We start from the raw sequence: 21,369 nt of genomic DNA, 5'->3' as shown, positions 1-21,369 counted from the left end.
CTTGCGCCAGCCAAACTGGTGCCGCTTTCGTTCCCTCCATTATAGAAAATGCAGCTTGCCACGACAACGACAGCTGCCCATACAGGCACTTTCGTCGCATAGCCAAAATCTTGGCAATATGTAAAAATACGCTAAGAAGCGCCAAATGGGTTAAGACTCCCAAAACGGAAAGGATGATTCGTTTGATCCCCGCAGTTGGAGATATTTACTGCGTTTTCGTAGAAAAGCTGCAAAAATATACAGCGTGCCAGGTGACTTCGTTCAAGGAGTCCGAGTCCGGCAAATCCTCCAAGCTGATCAGCCTGCTCGAACTGGACTGGCTGAGCGACACGCTCCCTGACGACGCTGAGTTATTGACGATGAAGCCGCTATCCTGCGACTTTTATTTTTGGAACAACAACTTGCAGCACAGCTATGTCGAGGCTGCCGTACCGAAAGACTACATCAAGGCAGGGAATATCCCGCCGCTTCTTCCGGGAGAAACAAACAGCTACGGCACCTGGAATGTCGGCGGCAGCATCTACCGTCAATGGCAGTGGGAGCAAATTCCCGCAGAGAAGCGCCAACTGTTCAAGCAAGCCGCAAAGGATGACGCGCTCATCACCTTGGGAACCAGGAGCCTTCGCCGCTCCACCAATGTCGTTTGGGAAGACATGCTGGCCGAGCTTGATGATGTTTCCGAGCTGGAAAAACTCCCGTGCCTCACCAAAATCCATGCAGCAGAAGCATCAGCTTCCTTGCTGGCTTTTGTCAAAAACAATCCGTTTATAATTGAGCTTCACCTGGGCAAAACGCTGATGTCGTCCATCGACCTCAGCGGCAGCCAGATTCGCAAGTTGTTTATACAAAATGCCCAAGGACTGGAGAAGCTGACGCTCAACAAAGGGCTGACCAATTTGACGATAGGCAGCGACATCTCACCCGACTTGCACATAGAGGCGGACGAGGACGGCTATTGGTTGAGTGCTGGATTTACCTCATCTCCTCCAGACTTTCACGGATTGCCCCGTTTGTCAGGACTTCACCTGCATCAGGTGACGGAGCTGGACTTGCTGCCTATCGTCCAACGCTTTCCGGAATTGCAAGAAATGCGTCTGTGGGGGAAACCGGGAACGATCAGCAACCTCGACAGCATCAGTCAGTTGAGCAAGCTTGCTTCCTTTTCGACGTACGACATATTCGGCTTTTCAGCAGACCAGTTTCCGCCGCCGCAACAATTGCCAAGGCTCTCGACACTGTGGATGACCAGCTTGCCAGCAGATGCCGCCAAAAGCATCAAGACTGCCTACAAACAGGAGAGCAAACGCGGCCTGAATCTGTCCATCACGAAGCCGCGCAATCCGGAGTGGCTCGCAAACAACTTGACCAACCCGTTCCGCGATTGGGACGGCAGGGAGAATATTACGGCGGCACAAGCCAAAAAAGCGGCTGATCAGTACAAAAAGACAGCGACTGCCCTCACCGCCCTGCAAAAACAGGACAGCGAGCTTCCGAAAGCGGCCGACCTCGAAGCTGCCTTGCTTGAGCTGGTTGCAGCGTACACTTTGGCCTTTAACAAAATGGATCGGCGCACAGGCTTTATCGAAACAGTCGAGCGGGAAGAAATTTATGTCGTGCTGCACGACCTGCTGGATTCGACCAAGCAAAGCCTTGCCGCACAAGGACTCGCCATCGACCTCGCGCCTCTGTTCGAGCGTTTTGACCAATTGCGCGACTTTTAGAGCGCGGGCTTTTGTATGCACCACGTACTCATGCAGCGCTGCCCGGCTACATTTACCGTTTTGATCGGCTCCACAAAAATGCCCTGCAAGTCGGCTGTCGCTTGGAGCATCCGCTCTTCGTTTACGAGAAAACGCGTACTGCCATCCGGGAGCAAATACCGCTCATCGCCCAAATGCTGCACGGCATGCTCAATCCCGATCGAGGAAGCCAGACGCATGAAAAGTACGCCGCCTGGCGCAAGCACCCGCCACAGCTCTTGCAGCATCTGCCGGAAATGCTGATCATTTTCCGCAAAATGCAGGACAGCGTTGCTGATGACAAACTGGAACTGCTCGTCGGCAAAGCTCATGTTGTCAACCGCTTCTACGCGCGCACGATCTGCTGCCCAATCGCTCGCCGCCAGCTCCGTTGCGAGCTTGTGCACGCTTTCTACTGCCTTGGCGGACTGATCCACGGCGTAAACCTTATAGCCATTGCGCAAAAAGTAAACGAGGTTGCGCCCTGAGCCGCAGCCTGCGTCGAGAATGCGCATCTGCTTTTGTATCCGCCCTTTTAGCAACTGATCAAACAAATAAATGTCTATATTGCCAAACTGCTCGATTACTTCCATGCCCGATCCCTCCTGCGTTTTTGTATGCTACTTTACGATAAAAGACGGCTGCCATGCTTCGCCTCAACAGATCACAGGGACTGTTGAGGCTTTTTCGTTTGTCGGATTTAAAAGATTTCATATGCAACAGAGAGAGTTGACAACATAAGATTACAAGTGTAATCTATAACTGTCGATCGACTACAATTGTAATCCAAGGAGGACTGTCGTTAATGGATGATCATCCGCGAATTTCCGATGCCGAATGGGAGATTATGAAGGTCCTCTGGGCCAAATCCCCGGCTGCGGCATCTGATGTGATTGCTGCCTTGCGCGACAACAAGACCTGGAAGGAAAAGACCATCAAGACATTGCTCAGCCGCCTTTTGCAAAAGGGCGTCATTTCGTTTGAACAAATCAATCGCGTCTATTATTACTCGCCTGTGCTCGGCGAAGAAGAATGCAAGCGAACCGAGCGGCAGTCTTTTTTGCAGCGCGTCTACGGGGGAGCGCTAAAGCCGATGCTCGTCCACTTTTTGCAGGAAGAGAAACTCTCAGCCAAGGAAATAGAAGAGTTGAAAAATATTTTGGCGGAGAAGGAGAAATAGCTCTGTGGAATGGCTAGTCTCGCTCCTGCACGCGACATTTTCCTGGATTTCGCTCAACTCCCTGCAAGCAAGCTTTCTGGTGCTGGTGATTTTGCTGTTCAAGCTGATTTTGGGCGGATATTTGCCTGCCCGCTTTCACTATGGCGTCTGGTTTCTGCTGATCATCAAGCTGGCCGTCCCTTTGTCTCTCGCAAGTCCGCTCAGTCTCTTTAATTGGCTGCCAGCTGCCTTTTCCACACCCGTGCCATATCCGTCCTCCCGAGCTGGAACCGCTGCTTTGCAAGTCGATGTTCCTCTTCAGCCGCCGCATTTTGTCGCGCATCCAGATACATATACATACATGCCGGAAGAGGCACGTTTCTTTTGGTTCGACCCGCTCTCTTTTTTGTGGCTGCTCGGGGTCATTGTTTTTGCTGTTGCGACAGCCTGGTCCGCCCGCAGCTTTTCGGCACGCAAATTGGACATTCAGCCAGTGCAAGACGTTGCGATTTTACAACTGTATGCGAGTTGCAAAAAGCAGCTAGGTATCGCCGCTTCTATTCCGTTGTCGATCAGCAGCGCCGTGACAAGTCCTGCCTTGCTGGGGATTTGGCGGCCGCGGATTCTTTTGCCCGCGCTGTTTTTGGAAAAGCTCGATGCAGACGAATTGCGCCATATTTTCTTGCACGAGCTTTGTCACTACAAACGGCATGACATCGCTGTGAACGGCCTGGCACACGCGCTGCTGATTCTAAACTGGTTCAATCCGCTGATGTGGTACGCCGTTTTCCGCATGAGGCAAGATCAGGAGGTTGCTTGCGACGCCATGACCCTTGCTTGTTTGCGCGAATCGGAAGTGACAGCGTACGGCTACACCATGGTCAAAGCGCTGGAATTGTATGCGAACCCACAACAAAGCGCCCTGACCGCCGGATTTGCCAGTTCAAAAAAATACATCAAAAGGAGAATCCACATGATCCGTCGATTTCAAAGGACCACGTATGCATGGGCCGCTTTCAGCATAAGCGCCATTATCGCTTTGGGCGCATTCACTTTGACAGGCGCCCAGGAAACATGGGGCAAAGAGCCGCTGTTCCACCTGCCTGTCGCGGGTGAGGTTGTAAGTGGCGGCGAGCAGTACGCCATTTCCATCATGAATAAAGAGGGCACCCCTGTCAAAGCGTCTGCCGCCGGAACCGTAATCAAAGCCGCTTATGATGCAAAATCTGGGAATCACGTTGTCGTTGCGCATGAAGACGGCTACCAAACCGTTTACGCGCATCTGGAAAAACTGGAGGTCGAGCAAGGCGCGCTCGTCGCCCAAGACCAGCTTATCGGGTTGCTGGGAAGCACGGGCCGCAGCACGGGGCCGCATCTTCTTTTCCAGATGACCAAAGATGGAGCGCCTGTTGATCCGTTGAAATATTTGCCGCAATAAGCTGCTCACTGATAGAATATACGATGGAAGGCTCCGCCACTGTGTTGTGTGCGAAGCCTTTTTTCTTTTTTGGGCGGCGTTTTGCAGTTTGCTTCTTCGGTACTTTAGGCGTGACGTGGAAAGAGGCTGGCGGTGGTCGGCGCGAGTTTTAATAAAACGCCAAATGCGAATACATAACAGAAAAGCTGGTCTGGGTAACACTTTGCAGTTTGCGTCATCGGTACTTTAGGCGTGGCGTGGAAAGAGACGAATCGCTGTAGCTTCTTGGGATACCCCCTGGGGGCTGGACTGCACGGCTCCGGGGAAAAAGCGAAACCGCGTCAAAAGTAGAGGACTCAAAGAAGCAGACGCACGTTGACGCTTAAAACCGTGTTTCGCTTTTTCCTCGGAACCTCGGTCGGTATCCTAAAGAGCTTTCGCGGATTTCGTCTCTTTCCTCGTCAGGGGCTGGTTGTGGTCGGCGCGGGTTTCAAGGAAAAATGCCAATGCCAAAAAGCTTGCTCGGGCTGACGCTTTGTAGTTTGCTTCATCGGTACTTTAGACGTGGCGAGGAAAGAGACGAATCGCTGTAGCTTCTTGGGATACCCCCTGTGGGTCTAGACTGCACGGCTCCGGGGAAAAAGCGAAACCGCGTCAAAAGTAGAGGACTCAAAGAAGCAGACGCACGTTGACGCTTAAAACCGTGTTTCGCTTTTTCCTCGGAACCTCGGTCGGTATCCTAAAGAGCTTTCGCGGATTTCGTCTCTTTCCTCGTCAGGGGCTGGTTGTGGTCGGCGCGGGTTTCAAGGAAAAATGCCAATGCCAAAAAGCTTGCTCGGGCTGACGCTTTGTAGTTTGCTTCATCGGTACTTTAGGCGTGGCGTGGAAAGAGACGAATCGCTGTAGCTTCTTGGGATACCCTCTGTGGGTCTAGACTGCACGGCTCCGGGGAAAAAGCGAAACCGCGTCAAAAGCAGCGGACTCAGGGAAGCGGACGCACGTTGACGCTTAAAATCGTGTTTCGCTTTTTCCTCGGAACCTCGGTCGGTATCCCAAAGAGCTTTCGCGGATTTCGTCTCTTTCCTCGTCCGGGGCTGGTTGTGGTCGGCGCGGGTTTCAAAGAAAAATACCAATGCCAAAAAGCTTGTTTGAGCTGACGCTTTGTAGTCTGCGTCATCGGTACTTTAGCGGTGGTGATCGGGGTTTCAAAAAAGCCCAGAAACAGGAGTAAGAGTCTTCTTGAAGACGGTCGCTTCATGCAACCCGTTCATGAAAAAACTTGTTCAATTTCTGCTCTGGATTTTCCCCCCTGATCAACCATCCAAAAGCGATGTCCGACTAAAGTTAAACGTTGGCCGAGGAAACAGGAGAAACAAGCGAAAGGGCTTTGGGACTCCTACCGAGACGGAGGTGAAAAAGGAAAACACGCCTTTAAGCGGCAACGTGCGTCCGCTTCTTCGATCTCGCTGCTTTTGACGCGGTTTTCCTTTTTCGCAGGAGACGGCCAGTCCACGCTTCCCCGCGAGAGGCCCAAGTCCCTACAGCGGTTTCTCCTGTTTCCTCCCTCCACTACAGCTCCGCTCAACACCCGCACTAAAAATTTCCACCCCAGATCAATCTTTCAAAAAACCACGATCCGCCCAAAGCCTAACAGTCATCAATCCCAATCCCGCCAGCCAAAATACCGCCTGGCCAACGCTTTAAATCTAGCTTCGTCAATGCTCTCCTTCGTCACACGCCCATCGACCCACTCGGTAAACGTGGCATTCGTCAAAGTGATGTTTCCCGTAGGCGTCAACTGCGTCAGCAATGGGCTTTTGTTGAAAGGAGACTCGGCGTGATCAGCGATAATCGTCTGAATCTCATCGCATTCGAATAGCCCGGCAATCGGCCTTTCGGGGTCGAAAGCATACCCGATTCTCCACTCCGTATCCTTGTGCTTCAACTTCATCTCCAGCACATGGCTCCCATACTCGCTGTCCGTTCTGCCTACACGAAACTCTCCATTAGCAGAAGTCACCGTCTCGCCGCTCAGCGGAACAGGCTTCAGCGGCAAGTTCCCGCCAAACCCCGTATCCACTAAATACTGCCGCCCTTGATGACGGAGCACAATCGTCAGATGCGTGCGGCCAATCGTTAAAAAGGCTCGTTCCGCAGGCTTATACACGACCCCTCTGGTCAAAACGGCATCAAAGCCGTTTTCCAGCAAAAAGAAATACAAAAGCGAGTTAAGCTCGTAGCACAGCCCGCCTTCCCGCTCCACCAATATTTTGCTCATCACATTTTCTTTGGTGATCGCTTTCGTTTGTTGCTCGATGACGCGCATATTTTCAAAAGGGATAGCCAGCGCTGCTTTTTCCAGAACCAAGTCCAGCTTTTCAAAAGGAATCGTCTCAGTTTCTGGAATGCCAATTCGTTGCCGAAACAAAGTATCGAACTCACCCATTTTGTCGCCCTCCTATATGCCAGCTATATGCCCAGCAGTTTCAGCTTGCGGTACAGCGTGCGGATTCCGATTCCCAGCTCTTCCGCTACTTTCTGCTTTCCTTTCAGATCGGTTCCGTGCTTTTGCAAAGCAGCGCGGATCGCGTCCGCTTGCACATCAGCGACGCGCGCCTTGATCGCAGTCGTCGCAGCAGAGTAGCCAGTGACCAACCGACTGCGCAGCCGGGGCGGCAAGCTGCCTGGCGTGATGACGGAATCGCTCTCCATGTTCATCGCATATTCGATCGCGTTTTCCAGCTCTCTGACATTTCCCGGCCAGTCATACGCCTTGAGCACAGCCAACGTATCGGGGGAAAAGCCGAAAAAGCTGCGCCCCGTTTTCGTCACGCATTTTTGCAAAAAGGCATTCGCCAGCGGCTCGATATCCTCCCGCCTTTCAGCAAGCGGCGGAACGTGGAGCGGAATGACGTTCAGCCGATAGTAAAGATCGGCGCGAAATGCCTTGTTCGCCACCAGCTCCTCCAAATTCTGATTCGTGGCCGCGATGACGCGAACGTTGATCGGAAATGCTCTCGTTCCACCGACACGCTCCACCACCATTTCCTGCAATACGCGCAGCAGCTTCGCTTGCAAAGACAGCGGCATATCGCCAATCTCGTCGAGAAACAGCGTCCCGCCATCTGCCAACTCGAATCGTCCCGGCTTGCCGCCTTTTTTGGCCCCTGTAAAAGCTCCGTCCTCATAGCCAAACAGTTCGCTTTCAAACAAGCTCTCGGGAATGCTCGCACAGTTGATCGCTACAAACGGATAAAACGCCCTGTTGCCGGAATCATGGATCGCTTTTGCTAGATGCCCTTTTCCCGTTCCTGTTTCACCCGTGATCAGCACCGTAGAGCTGCTGTCCTTGATCTTCCTTGCGATGTCCTTGACCTCGCGAATCGCCTCGCTGCTGCCAACCAGATGATCCAAGCCCTCATCTCTCAGAGACAGTGAACGTCGCTGCCCCGCTTGCGGCAGCGCAGTCGCAGGAGACTCCCGCGGGACACGCAAAACCCCGCCGATCAGTTGATTGTCGACAACGATTGGCGTCGCCTCCGCCGAAGCATCGAGCTTGTCGACAAGACAGTTGGCGACTGGCAAATAGTGCGCCGCCATGCCTGACAAGGACGGTAGAAACATCCGCGAGATGTCGGCGGGAAGCAGCTCGTTTTGAGCCAAAAGCGTACGGGCGCTGGTGTTAGTATGGATGATATTGCCGCTGCGGTCAAAAGTCAGGTACGCGTCGTTCAGCGTATCAAGCGCCCCTTCCAGCAAAAGCTTTTCTTCATCGGCAGAGCTGGTTTGGGTAGCCGAATGAGTCTGGACGATCGTCGTAATCAACTCGCTTATTTCCAGCAAAATTTGCTGGTATTTCTCTGTATGCTTGGACAGGCGATGCTGCCCTTCTTTTGTAAAAGACGTGAGGGAAACAATCCCAATCGCCTGATCCGCAATCTTGATCGACGAGAGCAGCTCGACCTTTGCCGGACAACTGTCAAGAAAACGGCAGCCCTCGCACATTTCCATAAAACCCGGTTTGTCTACGAGAAACTGGCCTTTTGACAAGATGAACTGCAGCGAAGGAATATGCACATGGTTGCCCTTCTGTTTCAGATAGCGCTCTGTGCTGACCACCAGCAAACCACGTTCGTTGATGACGGCTGCATCGACGTTTAAAATGTCCGAAATGCCAGTGATCACTTTTTCGATAGCCGGCTTGTAGCGTTCCAGCGAAAGCATGCGCATCCCCCTTTGTTTCCTCTTCCTTTTAGTTTATTAAAAATTCAGATACCTTACAATCAAATTGCCTTTTGCCGTGTCAAAAATGGCAAATCGTTTGTCAATCGTGGCAAACAATACGTGTCTGCGCTTCTGGCGAAGAACGGCATAATCGCCATTTCTGGCATCAGACTGGCAGCGGAACTCGGAAAATCGTTGCCAAAAAAATATTGGCACAGAGCTTGCAACATGTAAGATCACAAAAGCAAAAGAAATGAAACAGCCAGGGAGGATCGATCAACCTTGCCAAACGTTAACGATATTTTTCAACTGGATGGAAAAATTGCCTTGGTCACAGGCGGCGCTTCCGGCATCGGCCTTGCCACTGCAAAGCGTCTCGCTCAATTCGGCGTCAAGGTCATGCTGCTCGACATCAATCAGGAGCTTGGAGAAAAAGCCGCAGGCGAGATTAACGAGTCTGGCGGGTTCGCCCAGTTTTTTATGTGCAACGTCGTTTCCCAAGCTGATTGTCAGCGAGTGGCCGAGTCGGTGGAGCAAGCTTTTGGCCGCATCGATATTTTGTTCAACAACGCTGGCGTCATCCGGCGCAAAACGGTCGTCGAGCTGGCGGAAGACGAGTGGGATCTCGTCATCGATGTATCGCTCAAAGGGGCGTACAACCTGTCCAAGTTCGTCATTCCAATCATGGCGAAAAACGGCGGCGGCAGCATTATCAACACAGGCTCCGGCTGGGGCATCAAAGGCGGCGACAAGGCAGCAGCCTACTGCGCAGCCAAAGCAGGCATCGTCAACCTGACAAGGGCGATGGCAATCGATCACGGCCCGGAGAACATTCGCGTCAACTGCGTTTCGCCTGGCGATACGGACACGCCACTGCTGCGGGAAGAAGCTCGCCAGCTGAATAAGGAAGAAGGGGCTTTCCTCGTCTCCTCCGCGCAGGGCCGACCTTTGGAGCGTCTTGGCACGCCAAAAGATATCGCCAACGCCGTCCTGTTTTTTGCCAGTGACCTCTCGACTTGGGTGACAGGCTCCGTGCTGGTCGTAGATGGCGGCGGGCTGGCCTAGAAGCGGCTTTCCGTTCTTACATTCTTACATGACAGAAAAGTATGAAAAAATGGAGGGACACATACATGAGCGCCAAACCTTTTGCACATCCGTACATCCCGAACTCAGCGCCCGCTGTCAAAGAGCAGATGCTGAAGGAAATCGGGCTAGGCAGCATTGAGGAGATTTTTGCTGACATTCCGCAGGAGCTGCGCCTGAAAGAAAAAATGAACATTCCCCCTGCTTTGACCGAATACGAGCTGGAGCGACACGTCAACCAGCTCATGAACAAAAACATTACGACGAAAGAATACATCAGCTTTCTCGGGGCTGGCTGCTGGCCTCACTTCATTCCGGCTGTGTGCGACGAAATCAACTCGCGCGCCGAGTTTCTGACCGCTTATGCAGGTGAGCCATACGAGGACAAAGGACGCTTTCAAGCCCTGTTTGAATACCAGAGCCTGGTTGCCGAGCTGGTCGACATGGATGTCGTCAACGTCCCGACCTTTGACTGGGCGCAGGCTGCTTCTACTGCGCTGCGCATGGCGGCGCGCATTACGAAGCGCACCGAGCTGTTGCTCCCGAAAAACATCCATCCCGACAAGCTGCTGATCATCCGAAACTACACCTCCCCTGATCTGACGCTTACACTGGTGGACTTCACGGAAGATACCGGAGCTATCGATCTGGCAGACTTGCAGGCGAAGCTTGGCCCTAACACTGCCGCTGTCTATTTTGAAAATCCGTCCTTCCTCGGCTCGCTGGAAACGAACGGGCAATTGATTGCAGACCTCGCCCACGCTGCCGGGGCATTGTGTGTCGTCGGTGTCGATCCAAGCTCGCTCGGTGTCATGGAAGCGCCCGCCAACTACGGAGCGGATATCGTGTGCGGCGATTTGCAACCACTCGGTGTCCACATGCATTACGGCGGCGGTCAATCCGGGTTTATCGCGACGCACGACGATCCAACCTTCGTCATGGAATACCCTTCCCGCCTGTTTGGCATCGCGCCGACAGAAGTCGAAGGCGAGTATGGCTTCGGCGATGTGGCGTACGACCGCACCTCTTTTGCCAAACGGGAAAAAGGCAAAGAGTCTGTCGGTACGCAAACCGCCCTGTGGGGAATTACCGCAGGCGTGTATTTGGCGACCATGGGGCCGGACGGCATGGAAGAGCTTGGACAGGGCATCATGCAACGCTCCCAGTACGCCGCGAAGCAGCTCGCCTCCTTGCCTGGCGTCGAGCTGAAGTTTTCTGGTCCGTTTTTCAAAGAATTTGTCATCGACTTTTCGCAAACAGGCAAAACGGTCAAGGAGATCAACGCGGCTCTGCTCTCTCGCGGCATTTTCGGCGGCGTCGACCTGACCGCGCACGATCCGCAGCTTGAGCAATGCGCCCTTTTCTGCGTGACAGAAGTCCATTCCAAGGAAGAGATCGACGCGCTCGTTACTGCGCTTGCAAGCATCGTGTAAACAGGAAAAGGAGGAGATCAACGATGAAAACATCCGAAGGAACGATCGGGAAAATGAAGCGGATTCCCCGCGATCACAAAGTCAGACGCTTCCACCAGGCCAAGTGGGATGAGCCTGTCATTTTTGAACTGAGCCAGCCCGGCGAGCGAGGAGTCGAGGTTCCCCGCGTCGAGCAGGAGATTGTCGCATCTGTCGGAGACGGTGTGTCTCAGCTTCCAGACAGTCTGCGCCGCAAAAAGCGCCCCAATCTCCCGCAAATCAGCCAGTTCCGTGTGATTCGCCACTATTCCCGCCTGTCGCAGGAGGTGCTCGGCGCGGACTTTAACGTCGAGATCGGCCAAGGCACATGCACGATGAAATACTCGCCGAAAATCAACGAGCGCTTCGCCCGCTCGCCCAAAATGGCGGAGCTGCACCCGCTGCAAGACGAGTCCACCGTTCAGGGCATGCTGGAAATCACCTACAAGCTCGACCTGTTTTTGCGCGAAGTATCCGGCATGGACAAATTCTCCTTCCAGCCGGGCAGCGGCACGCAGGCACTACTTACGCAAGCCTCTATCGTCCGCAAATACCACGAATCCCGCGGCGAAGGCGAGCTGCGCAACGAGTTTTTGACAACGCACTTTTCGCACCCTTCGCAAGCCGCAACCGCCGCAGTCAAAGGCTTGAAAATCATTTACGTGCCTGCCGACGAAAACGGCTACCCTGATCTGGAGGCGCTGAAAGGGCTTGTGTCGGAACGGACGGCTGCTTTTGCCGTAGCCAATCCGGAAGACACTGGCATCTACAACTCCCGCATCAAGGAATTTACCGACGTGGTTCACGCCGCAGGAGGGCTTTGCTGCTACGACCAGGCAAACGCCAACGGTTTGCTCGGCATTACCCGCGCCTTGGAAGCTGGCTTCGACATGTGCTTCTTCAACCTGCACAAAACCTTTTCCATCCCCCATGCCTGCGGCGGCCCTGCGACTGGAGCCATCGGCGTGACGGAAAAGCTGGAGGAGTTCCTGCCGGGTCCGCTCGTCGACTTCGACGGAGAGCGTTATTACTACAAGCGAGAATTGAAAAACAGCATCGGCAAAGTCCGCAGCTTCTACGGCGTGCCGCCGGCTGTCCTGCGCGCCTACGCCTGGATTCGGGCGCTCGGAGCGGAAGGGCTGGAAGAAGCAGCGAAAATCGCCTGCCTCAACAACAATTACTTGTACCACAAAATTTTGCAGATTCGCGGCGCCAGTGCCCCGTATATCAAGGGCCGCCGCCTGGAACAGGTTCGCTACAGCTGGCAGAAGCTCACCGAAGACACGGGCGTCACGACTTACGATGTCCAGCGGCGCATGGCTGACTTCGCCCACCATTACTGGACCAGCCATCACCCTTATATCGTGCCGGAGCCGTTCACGCTGGAACCGACCGAGTCGTATTCCAAAGCCGAGCTGGACGAATACATCGCAGCCTTGACCCACATCTCCCAGGAAGCATACGAAAATCCGGAAATCGTCCAAACCGCCCCCCACAACAGCACAGGCCACCGCGTCATCGAATCGGTGCTGGACGATCCCGAACAGTGGGCCATTACATGGAGAGCCTATTTGAAAAAAACGGATAAGGAATAGGGCGTTCTGCGCCCTGATTTCTTCATGGTGTTCCAGCAGGACTCTTAGCTCGTATTGTTTTGTTAGACAAAACAACCAGTGTGATTCCACGAAAGGAATCACACTGGTTGTTTCTTACCCAAGGTTTTTTCTGTATGTATCCTTTTATCTTTTTTCATACTCACATATAACGGATAGTTGCTTTGTATGAAACGATTCAGCAATTCCGTATTGAATAAGGCAAGAAAAATACTCTCTACATAATGCAAACAACTTATCTATCCATTCTTTCTCTGGCAATTCAGCCTGTACAATCGTATTTCCGTCTTTTACAGCTGTTAACAACAGTTTGTTTTCACCCGTTTGTCTCAGACCGATTGTAATTACGCCAAGACCGTAAATGTCTTCGCTAATTGTTTTTTTGGCACTCAAGTAGTAATCCTCAACCACGGCAATCAATTGCGTTAGCAGCCTGACATCACAAAAACGGAAATCAGATACTGACTTACCTTGATACGTGATCAAAAGTGCCTCTAAAAAATTGCTATCGCTTGGATCTATGGCTCTCTGAATTCCACTTTTGTTCTGAATAGAGAAAAAGGAAGTGTTTGCTTCTCTTTCGATAAAGCGAAAATCGATGTCATCTGAAGGTACAGCAATATGTAACCTCATATCAACCATACGAATGGGAACTCCTTATCTCGTTACGTTTTTTCCTTATACTCCGCTTTACCCGCCGCTCCCCTGCCCGCCAATCGCAACCACGCTCCAGTTCGCATTGACAGTCGCCTTGACCACTTTTCGCTCCAGCAAGTACGTCGCCAGCAGTTCCGCGATCTCGATCGCCAACTCGCGAACGACTGGCTTGTGCTGGAACATCGTGTAGTTGCCGCCCCCACCCGCACGGTAATGATTCATGACGACCTCGTACTCGGCAGCCATCTCAAGCGGCTTGTGCTCTTGCGTCAAAAATTCGATTCGCTGTCCCAGCGGCTTTGCGACATTGATCCGGTATTCGATGCCTTCCCACATGTCATAGTTGTAGTGCTGCGGCTTTGGTACGAGAAAGCGCGGGCTGACGACGATTTCTCCCGTCTCGTTCAGATCAAAGTAGCCTGCCGTCTGCTCCAATGCATCCTTGATATCCTGTCCGGTCACACGCAATACTTTTAGCGTATTCGGATAAATATAGTTGCTGACGATATCGCGCATGGTCACGTTTTCCGCAAATCCGGCTGCGGCATTGTCAAACAGCGCCGTACTCGAAATCGCCGCCCCTGACATCTCGATCTGCACCCGATTGATAAACTCGATGAACGGATGCTCCTGCAATCTCGCCGCCAGCGGATCAGTTATGCGCATATTGCCTTCAATTCGACCGATTGGCTGATCCAGCCATTGCTGCGTCTCTGCCTCGTAATCCGCTGCCAGCTCCAGCAGGGACGTATCTGGCTGCACGCCCTCTGCCGACAGCAGACTGACCTGTTTTTGCGTAATCTCCCATCGCGACTCCTTTGCCCGCAAATTCAGGACGACTTTTCCCGCCATCCGTCCTTCGTGCCCCGGCTGCACGATCGCGACACCGTGAACAGTGGAAGCGAGCATCCGATGCTGATGTCCCGTCAGCAAAACATCGATGCCCTCGACAGATGCGCACAGCTCGTATCCTTGATTCTCCGTAGTGAGCGGTTCGGTCGGTTCCCCTGTCTCGGCATCCCGTTCCAACCCGCCGTGATAGGCGACCACAACAACGTCGACCGCTTCTTCTTCGCGCAAAAAGCGCACCCAGTAGCGGGCCGTTTCGACCGGATCGCGAAACTGAATGCCAGCAATATGCGCCGGATTTTCCCAATGCGGGATATAAGAAGTAGTCAGTCCGATTATGCCTACTGCAAGTCCGTTTGCGAAGCGCTTGACTGTGTACGCTCGGCCAAAAAAGGGCTTTCCGTCCGCATCGGTCAAATTCGCGCACAGCCAGGGGAAGCGGCTTTCGCTCATCGCCTTTTGCAAAAACGGCAACCCGTAATTAAACTCATGGTTTCCCGGTATAGCGGCATCATAGCCCAATTCGTTCAGGCAGAGAATCATCGGGTTCGGCTGCTCGTGGCTGATGCGGGCATGGTGATAGGCAAGCGGCGTACCTTGGATCAGGTCGCCACAGTCGATGACAAGCAACTGATCCGCCCGCTGTTTCTCTTCCCTGATTCGGGTTGCCAGTTTGGCCAATCCCAGCTCTTTTGGCTCATGATTGGCATAAGAATGCGGGAAAATGCTCCCGTGCAAATCACTCGTTTGCAAAATCGTCAAGGTGCATTCCTGATCAGGTGCAAGCATGTTGGTTCACTCCGTTCTCTCTCGCGCTTCTTCCCCTATCATAGCGGATTCGCCTGCTGAAAAACCGCTTTTCACAAGAGCTTTACGGTAATTTGACAATCGTCCCAACCATGTTTGATCTGATCAAATTTGTTCATCCATGCCCTGCTCTTCAACCTTTTTGTCGCTCCGGTCAGGCGGGCGGCGAAAGCTTCTTTGCAGTCGCTGCTCAATGATTCGCGGCTGCTCCGTCTTCAACAAGTGGACGATGTAAAACAAGGTGCCTATAATAACGCAAAATCCAGAAAACAGCCGCCCTGTTCACAGACGACTGTTGTCTCATACTCGCTTGGCTAGATCACTTTTTTCACCGTGAAAAAGAACGGAATCAACACTTTCGATTGCGGGAACTCGAAGCCGAGCTGCCACGCGCCTACACCGCGCAGACGGTACTCGTAAACCAGCCTGTATTTTTCAGCGCGGCCGCGCACGTTTTCGAACCAGACAATGTGCTTCCTCCCATTTTCATCCCAGTACGTAAAATGCGGCTGCTGGTACTCGGCAGAAAACTGGATCGGCACCGAGTAGCGCATCGATAGCTGGACAGCATCGGCTACTCTCACAGGCTGCGCGCTCACGACGTTGTCTCCCTGCATCATCCAGTTGTAGCCGTAACGCGCGACTCCCAAAATGATTTTTTTCCGGCTCATCTGGGAAATGGCGTACTCGATCGTGCGGCGCACTTCCCCAATCGGGGCGACTGGGCCAGGCTCGCTTCCTGCTTCATGGTAGTCATACGTCATGAGAAAAACGAAGTCCACTGCCGCGCCGATCCCTTTGTAGTCGTAGCCTTTCAGCCACTCGACTTCATCGTTTGTCTTCGCAGGCAGCGCGACCGAAAGAAAGTAACCGTGCGGCTTCAACCTCTGCCGCAAAGCGCGCAGGAAGTTCGTATACAAATCGCGTTCCTGCGGGCGAACCAGCTCGAAGTCAATGTTTACGCCCGCGTAATTTTTCGTCCGCACCAGTGTGTAAATGTTGTCGATCAGACGTTGGGTCTGCTCGCGACTGTTCAGGATTTGCCGAACCAGCTCTGCATTGAAGCCCGTTGCCGTCAGATTGGTAATGACGGCCAGCGGCGCAACACGATGCCGTCTGCTGGCACGAATGACAGCCGCATCGTCCAGCTGGCTAAGAGCACCCCCAGGTAAAAGATGGTGCTCGAAAATGCCGTAATACGTGTTGTTCGCGGCTGAATTGACGATGATTTTCTCGTCATTTTCCGGTGTCGTCAGCAGCAAATAACTGAAGTTTTCCACCGGATATTTGGCTCTGGTTGGCAGTCTGAGCCTTTTGCCGGGAGTAAGCGCGTACGAAGTCAGCCCGTTCGCTTCCTGCAACGCCTTTGGAGTCACAAAACTCATCTGGGCGATGGCATACAGCGAATCGCCTGGCTGGACGATGTATGTTTTGGTCGGGATAACCAAATCCTGCCCGGGCACGAGCGTCGTTACTGTCAAACCGTTGGTCGATTGCAAGACCGCCATCGGAACCTCGAATTTCGCGGCGACAGAATAGAGAGAATCACCCGGTTTTACTGTGTAGATGAACATGTAGACGCTCCTTTTTGCCATTTCATACGATGTACATTTATATGAGGCAGGCGATCAAAAGGAGCTTGCACCCATTGCGATCCGACGTAGCGGGATAAGCAGCACGCAAAAAAGTGCCCAGCCGGGAGCTTCCTTCCCAGCCAGACACTTTTCTCGATCAAGATGACGCCACACTGTCACTCGCCTGAAAAAACCGTTCCACCAGCTCTGGCGAAACATCTGCCAACGTGCGGTACGCATAACGCGGAGAGCGATCCTTGTCGATGAGCACCGAGCGCACCCCTTCAAAAAAATCGGGATGCCGCATGAAGTTTTGCGCAAGCACGAGGTCAGTCGCAAAGCATTCTTCTCTCGTCTTGCCTTTTCCGTCAATCAGCTGCTTCAAGGTGACTTTCAGCGAGCTTGGTGATTTTGACAGCAAAGCCTCGATTGTTTCTCTCGCAAACTCGCTCTCTTCTGCTGCCAGGGACGCAACGATTTCCTCCAGCGTGGCAAAAGCAAAATGACGATCAATCTGCTCGCGCACTCCGGCAAGCCTCCCTGCCCCTGCCGGATTTTCTGCATAGGTAGCCACAAGCCTGTTCAACTCAGCCTCCGTTCCGTCTCCCGCCGCTGACCAATCCTTTCGCTCCAGCGCAAGCAGAAACGATTCCAGCCGCTCACTCGCCATATACGCGTCTGCTGCCTGGCTGTACAATACATCGGGAGCCTGAATGATCGCGGCAGTCAAGGCGAGATACTTGCCGATTTGTCCTGGCGCTTGATTCAAAAAATAGGCGGCGCCTACATCGGGGAAAAAGCCGATATTCATTTCCGGCATGGACCACTTCGTGCGTTCCGTCACAATGCGGTGGCTGGCACCGTAAGTCAACCCTACGCCTCCACCCATCACCACCCCGTCGAGGACGGCGACCACTGGCTTGGCGAACTCGTAAATCAACTGGTCCACCTGATATTCGTCCGCAAAAAAACGGACAGCTTTTTCCATGGCTTCTGCACTTGTATTCGCTTCGTACAGCGCTTTGATATCCCCGCCAGCGCAAAGCCCCTTCGACCCTTCGCCTTTTACAACCACCAGCCGAACCTGCTCATCACTCGCCCACTCTTGCAAACGTTGTCCAATCGCTGCAATCATCTCGTGCGTAAGCGAATTGATTGCCTTGGGACGATTCAGCGTGATCGTCGCTAGACCGTGTTCGCCAACGGAAAACAGAACGTCTTGTGTCATCAAATCTCCTCCTGTCAGGAATGAGTAAACTGCGGCTGCCGCTTCTCGATAAAAGCCTGGATGCCTTCTTTGGCATCTGCGGTCGCGAACAGCTCGGCGAATTTCTCCCGCTCTTTCTCCAATCCTTCCGCCAAGCTTCCTTGACCGCTATGCGTAATGCACGCAAGCGCTCGCGTCACACTTGTCATGCTCTTCCCTTCGATGAGCGACTGGGCGACGATCGTCGCTGTAGGCAGCAGCTCTTCCAAAGGCACAACAGCCTGCACCAGATTGATGTTGGCCGCTTCCTCCGCCGTCAGCTGTTTGCTGCTCAAAATGAGCTGCGTCGCGAGCGCCGTGCCGACCGCTTTGCTGAGCCGCTGTGTTCCGCCAAAAGCCGGAATCAAGCCCAGCTTCAACTCAGGCAAGCCTACAATCGCATTTTGTGCAGCGATCCGGTAGTGGCAGCCAAGCGCCAATTCCAGCCCGCCGCCCAGTGCAGGGCCATTGATTGCGGCAATGACAGGCTTTTGCATGTTTTCGACTTCATTGCACAGAGCTTGCCCGGCCGCGGCCAGAGCAAGCGCTTTTTCCGGATCGCCGAATGCCGAAACAAATTCCTTGATATCCGCCCCTGCTACAAAAAAGCGGCCCGCTCCCATCAAGATGATGGCCTTCGTCTCTTCATCCTGGTCCAGCTCCCGAAAAAGGGCGCGCAGCTCATGAATGCACGCCGACGATAGCGTATTTGCTGGCGCGTGATTGATCTCCACCGTTGTGACTCCGGCGTCCTTTTTGACCTTGGCAAATGCGTACATATTCATCTTTCCTCCCTTCGTTCTGCACACTTCCCGCTACACAAAATAACGCGCGCGATTCGTGATCTCTTTGGCAATCGCCCGTTTTTTTACAAACAGATTTTCGTAGAGGGGAACCGGAAGATTGCGAATTTGCTGGAGGATTTCCGCCCGCTTCTGCGCATCCGTCTCCGCGCCGGATACAAGCGATATCGCCGCTTCCTCTACCCGCCGATACCCTTCCTCGCACAATACATCTGCGACGGCTTGCTTGATCGCTTCTTTACCCGGACCGTTCGTACGGATGGCCTTTTGCGTACGGAGCAGTGCCGATTCCATGACGTACAAGTCCTTCACGATGTCAGCCAAGAGGCGCAAATACTCTTGCTCCTGGTCAACCTGTAGCGCGGAATGCCCAATCGTGTACAAAGACTGCTGACACAAACGTCTGGCAAACGCGACAAACCGCTCGTTTCGCCCGGCTTCACCGCCAGCGATCACCGGAGAGAGTGGAAGTGATTCGGGGCTGCCTGCATATTTTTTCATTAAAATTTTGCCAATCGTCAATCGGTTGATTTCGTTGGTTCCCTCAAAAATTCGGCTGATTCTGGCATCGCGATACAGACGTTCTACCTCGTATTCCTGCATGTAGCCATACCCGCCATGTATTTGCACAGCCTCGTCCACGGCTTGATCCTGCACTTCGGAGCCGTACACTTTATTGATCGCGCACTCCATGGCAAAATCGGCAAGCTTTTTGAGCATGTCTTCGCTGTCGCTTACGGCTTGCAAAGCGTCATCCAGCGCCCCGGCTGTCCGGTAGGCTGCGCTTTCGGCTCCGTAGATGGACACCGCCATATTGGCGATTTTCTCCTGGATCATCGTGAAGTCGACGAGCGATTTTTGAAATTGCTTGCGGACTTTTCCGTACGTGACCGCCAGTTGTAGCGCTTGTTTGGCCGAGCCGATGTTGGAAAACGCCAGCTTTAGCCGCGCCATGTTCAAAATGTTCAGCGCGACCCGATGGCCTTGCCCCGGTTTGCCGAGGACATTTGCCTGCGGAACATGCACATCCTCCAACAGCAACGTAGCCGTGGACGAGCCTTTGATCCCCATTTTTTTCTCTTCCGGCCCGACAGACACTCCCGGATACGTCCGTTCCACGATAAACGCCGTCATGCCTTCGCTCGTATTGGCAAAAACAACGTACACATTCGCCAACTGCGCGTTTGTAATCCACTGTTTTTCCCCGTTCAAAATCCAGCCAGTTCCATCCTCGTTCAACACCGCGCTCGTTCTCGCTTGCAGCGCGTCAGATCCGGCATTGGACTCTGTCAATGCGTACGCGCCGATCCATTCTCCCGCAGCGAGCTTGGGCAAGTAGCTTTGCTTCTGCTCCTCCGTGCCAAAATAGACGTACGGCAAAGTTCCCACACCTGCATGAATGTTGAAGGACACGCTGAACGACCCGGCAAACCCCATCTTTTCCGCGACCAGTCCCGCGACTTTTTTGTTCAGGGAAAGCCCGCCGTATTGCTCGGGCACCTCGATCCCGAGCAGGCCAAGCTCGCCCGCCTTGCCAAACAACTTACTCCCTGCGGCATAATCGTGTTGCTCGATCGCCGTCATTTTCGGGGCCACATCTTGTTTGACAAACAACTCGGTCGTTTTGGCGATAAGCTGATCTTCCTCGGTAAAATCTTCGGGCGTAAACCCATCCTGATACCAGCGCAGCTCGGCTGTTTCCATCCTGCCCCCTCCTTTCACCTGCAAACAAACGAGAAAAACGGCGATGATCCGATTCACAGCAAGCAGTCATTTTGCTCAAGAATGCGTATCATCGCCTCTTATGGTGTGCCGTCAACGATGTGCCTGGCGCTATTGTTCGTCTGTGAGAACCGTCTTGGCTATCCGGTTGTCCAGCTCCTCATATCGGTAGTACGAGATCGCCTCGTACAGCTCGCTGCGGGTCTGCATGTCGGACAGCGCTGCTTTTTGCGTCCCGTGCGTCTTGATCATTGAGAAAATGCGTTCATACGCTTTCGCGGCTGCCCGAAGTGACGTCACGGGATAGATGACCATTTGGTAGCCCATCTCGGCAAACTGCTGCGCCGAATAGTACGGCGTTTTTCCAAATTCGGTCATGTTGGCGAGCAAAGGCACCTTGATTTTTTCCGCGAACAAACGGAACTCCGCCTCCGATTCCAGCGCTTCGGGAAAAACGGCATCCGCTCCCGCTTCCACATACGCGACGGCTCGCGCAATCGCTGCCTCCAGTCCCTCCACAGAACGCGCATCTGTCCGTGCCACAATCAGTAAAGTAGGGGCAACTTCTTTCATGACGCTGATTTTTTGCACCATTTCTTCGGTTGTGACCAACTGCTTCCCGTTCAAGTGACCGCACTTTTTCGGAAGCTGCTGATCCTCGATCTGCACCGCCGCGACGTGAGCTTCGACCATTTCCCGCGCGGTGCGGGCCGCGTTCAGCACGCCGCCAAATCCCGTATCGATATCGACCAGCACAGGCAAGTTGGTGGCTCGTACGAGGTCTTTCGCGCGTTCAGCCGTTTCGGATGAAGTGACGATGCCCAAATCCGGCAAGCCCCTGCTCGCGGTATAGGCAGCCCCTGACAAGTACAGAGCCGAAAAGCCCGCCTGTTTGGCGACGATGGCAGCCATTGCGTCGTGCGCTCCGGGTATTTGCAAAATGTCAGGCGCCGACATGAGCGAGCGCAGCTGCTCGGCCAGCTCTTTTTGCGTCATAGGTTGATCCACGATCCACGCCAAGCCAA

General features: G+C 53.4%; 16 protein-coding genes. 6 read left to right on the top strand and 10 right to left on the bottom strand.

Annotated features, from left to right (window positions below):
- Positions 1–182: 182 nt before the first annotated feature.
- A complete protein-coding gene (locus IRJ17_RS05315; RefSeq protein ID WP_173597267.1) occupies positions 183–1,721 on the top strand; it encodes a hypothetical protein in 1,539 nt (512 codons plus the stop codon).
- Here IRJ17_RS05315 and IRJ17_RS05310 read toward each other — a convergent pair.
- Positions 1,718–2,332: a class I SAM-dependent methyltransferase gene (locus IRJ17_RS05310; RefSeq protein WP_122962355.1), complete on the bottom strand. Its 615-nt coding sequence runs from the start codon at positions 2,330–2,332 to the stop codon at positions 1,718–1,720. The two genes, IRJ17_RS05315 and IRJ17_RS05310, sit on opposite strands and share 4 nt — an antisense overlap.
- Before the next feature lie 212 nt (positions 2,333–2,544).
- Between IRJ17_RS05310 and IRJ17_RS05305 the strand changes: the two genes are divergently transcribed.
- Positions 2,545–2,919 carry a BlaI/MecI/CopY family transcriptional regulator gene (locus tag IRJ17_RS05305; RefSeq protein ID WP_122962354.1) on the top strand — a complete coding sequence of 125 codons (375 nt, stop codon included), beginning with the start codon at positions 2,545–2,547 and terminating at the stop codon, positions 2,917–2,919.
- A gap of 4 nt (positions 2,920–2,923) precedes the next feature.
- The gene (locus IRJ17_RS05300) at positions 2,924–4,336 is read left to right on the top strand and encodes a M56 family metallopeptidase (RefSeq protein WP_217022037.1); all 1,413 of its coding nucleotides are present in this window, start codon (positions 2,924–2,926) and stop codon (positions 4,334–4,336) included.
- A 1,636-nt stretch (positions 4,337–5,972) separates the two neighbouring features.
- Here the strand turns inward: IRJ17_RS05300 and IRJ17_RS05295 are convergent.
- Entirely contained in the window at positions 5,973–6,761 is a 789-nt protein-coding gene (locus IRJ17_RS05295) for an arylamine N-acetyltransferase family protein (protein ID WP_122962352.1), read from the bottom strand.
- Positions 6,762–6,784: 23 nt separating this feature from the next.
- Positions 6,785–8,539: a sigma-54 interaction domain-containing protein gene (locus IRJ17_RS05290; RefSeq protein WP_173598962.1), complete on the bottom strand. Its 1,755-nt coding sequence runs from the start codon at positions 8,537–8,539 to the stop codon at positions 6,785–6,787.
- 282 nt (positions 8,540–8,821) lie between these two features.
- On the opposite strand from IRJ17_RS05290, the gene IRJ17_RS05285 reads away from it, so the two are divergent.
- From IRJ17_RS05285 to gcvPB, 3 genes are all read left to right on the top strand, one after another.
- On the top strand, positions 8,822–9,604 hold the full coding sequence (locus IRJ17_RS05285; protein WP_173597265.1) for an SDR family NAD(P)-dependent oxidoreductase: 783 nt from the start codon (positions 8,822–8,824) through the stop codon (positions 9,602–9,604).
- 65 nt (positions 9,605–9,669) lie between these two features.
- Positions 9,670–11,055, top strand: coding sequence for an aminomethyl-transferring glycine dehydrogenase subunit GcvPA (gcvPA, locus tag IRJ17_RS05280; protein WP_242773594.1), 1,386 nt, complete (start codon positions 9,670–9,672; stop codon positions 11,053–11,055).
- A 23-nt stretch (positions 11,056–11,078) separates the two neighbouring features.
- Entirely contained in the window at positions 11,079–12,668 is a 1,590-nt protein-coding gene (gene gcvPB / locus IRJ17_RS05275) for an aminomethyl-transferring glycine dehydrogenase subunit GcvPB (RefSeq protein ID WP_242773590.1), read from the top strand.
- A gap of 144 nt (positions 12,669–12,812) precedes the next feature.
- On the opposite strand, the gene IRJ17_RS05270 is transcribed toward gcvPB, so the two are convergent.
- The 7 genes from IRJ17_RS05270 to prpB form a co-directional block, all read right to left on the bottom strand.
- Complete coding sequence (locus IRJ17_RS05270) at positions 12,813–13,328, bottom strand: hypothetical protein (RefSeq protein ID WP_173598958.1); 516 nt, start codon at positions 13,326–13,328, stop codon at positions 12,813–12,815.
- 48 nt (positions 13,329–13,376) lie between these two features.
- Complete coding sequence (locus IRJ17_RS05265; protein ID WP_242773587.1) at positions 13,377–14,981, bottom strand: bifunctional metallophosphatase/5'-nucleotidase; 1,605 nt, start codon at positions 14,979–14,981, stop codon at positions 13,377–13,379.
- Between the two features lie 332 nt (positions 14,982–15,313).
- The gene (locus tag IRJ17_RS05260) at positions 15,314–16,573 is read right to left on the bottom strand and encodes a glycoside hydrolase family 18 protein (RefSeq protein WP_242773584.1); all 1,260 of its coding nucleotides are present in this window, start codon (positions 16,571–16,573) and stop codon (positions 15,314–15,316) included.
- 157 nt (positions 16,574–16,730) lie between these two features.
- Entirely contained in the window at positions 16,731–17,801 is a 1,071-nt protein-coding gene (locus IRJ17_RS05255; protein ID WP_122962344.1) for an enoyl-CoA hydratase/isomerase family protein, read from the bottom strand.
- 14 nt (positions 17,802–17,815) lie between these two features.
- On the bottom strand, positions 17,816–18,604 hold the full coding sequence (locus IRJ17_RS05250; protein WP_173597259.1) for an enoyl-CoA hydratase-related protein: 789 nt from the start codon (positions 18,602–18,604) through the stop codon (positions 17,816–17,818).
- A gap of 30 nt (positions 18,605–18,634) precedes the next feature.
- On the bottom strand, positions 18,635–20,326 hold the full coding sequence (locus tag IRJ17_RS05245; RefSeq protein ID WP_173597258.1) for an acyl-CoA dehydrogenase family protein: 1,692 nt from the start codon (positions 20,324–20,326) through the stop codon (positions 18,635–18,637).
- Positions 20,327–20,455: 129 nt separating this feature from the next.
- Positions 20,456–21,340 carry a methylisocitrate lyase gene (gene prpB / locus IRJ17_RS05240; protein ID WP_423751962.1) on the bottom strand — a complete coding sequence of 295 codons (885 nt, stop codon included), beginning with the start codon at positions 21,338–21,340 and terminating at the stop codon, positions 20,456–20,458.
- Positions 21,341–21,369 lie beyond the last annotated feature (29 nt).

Source organism: Brevibacillus parabrevis, from assembly GCF_022701015.1.
Taxonomy (GTDB): domain Bacteria; phylum Bacillota; class Bacilli; order Brevibacillales; family Brevibacillaceae; genus Brevibacillus; species Brevibacillus parabrevis.
The sequence above is the reverse complement of the archived record's forward strand: the minus strand, read 5'-3'. Positions and strand labels throughout refer to the sequence as shown.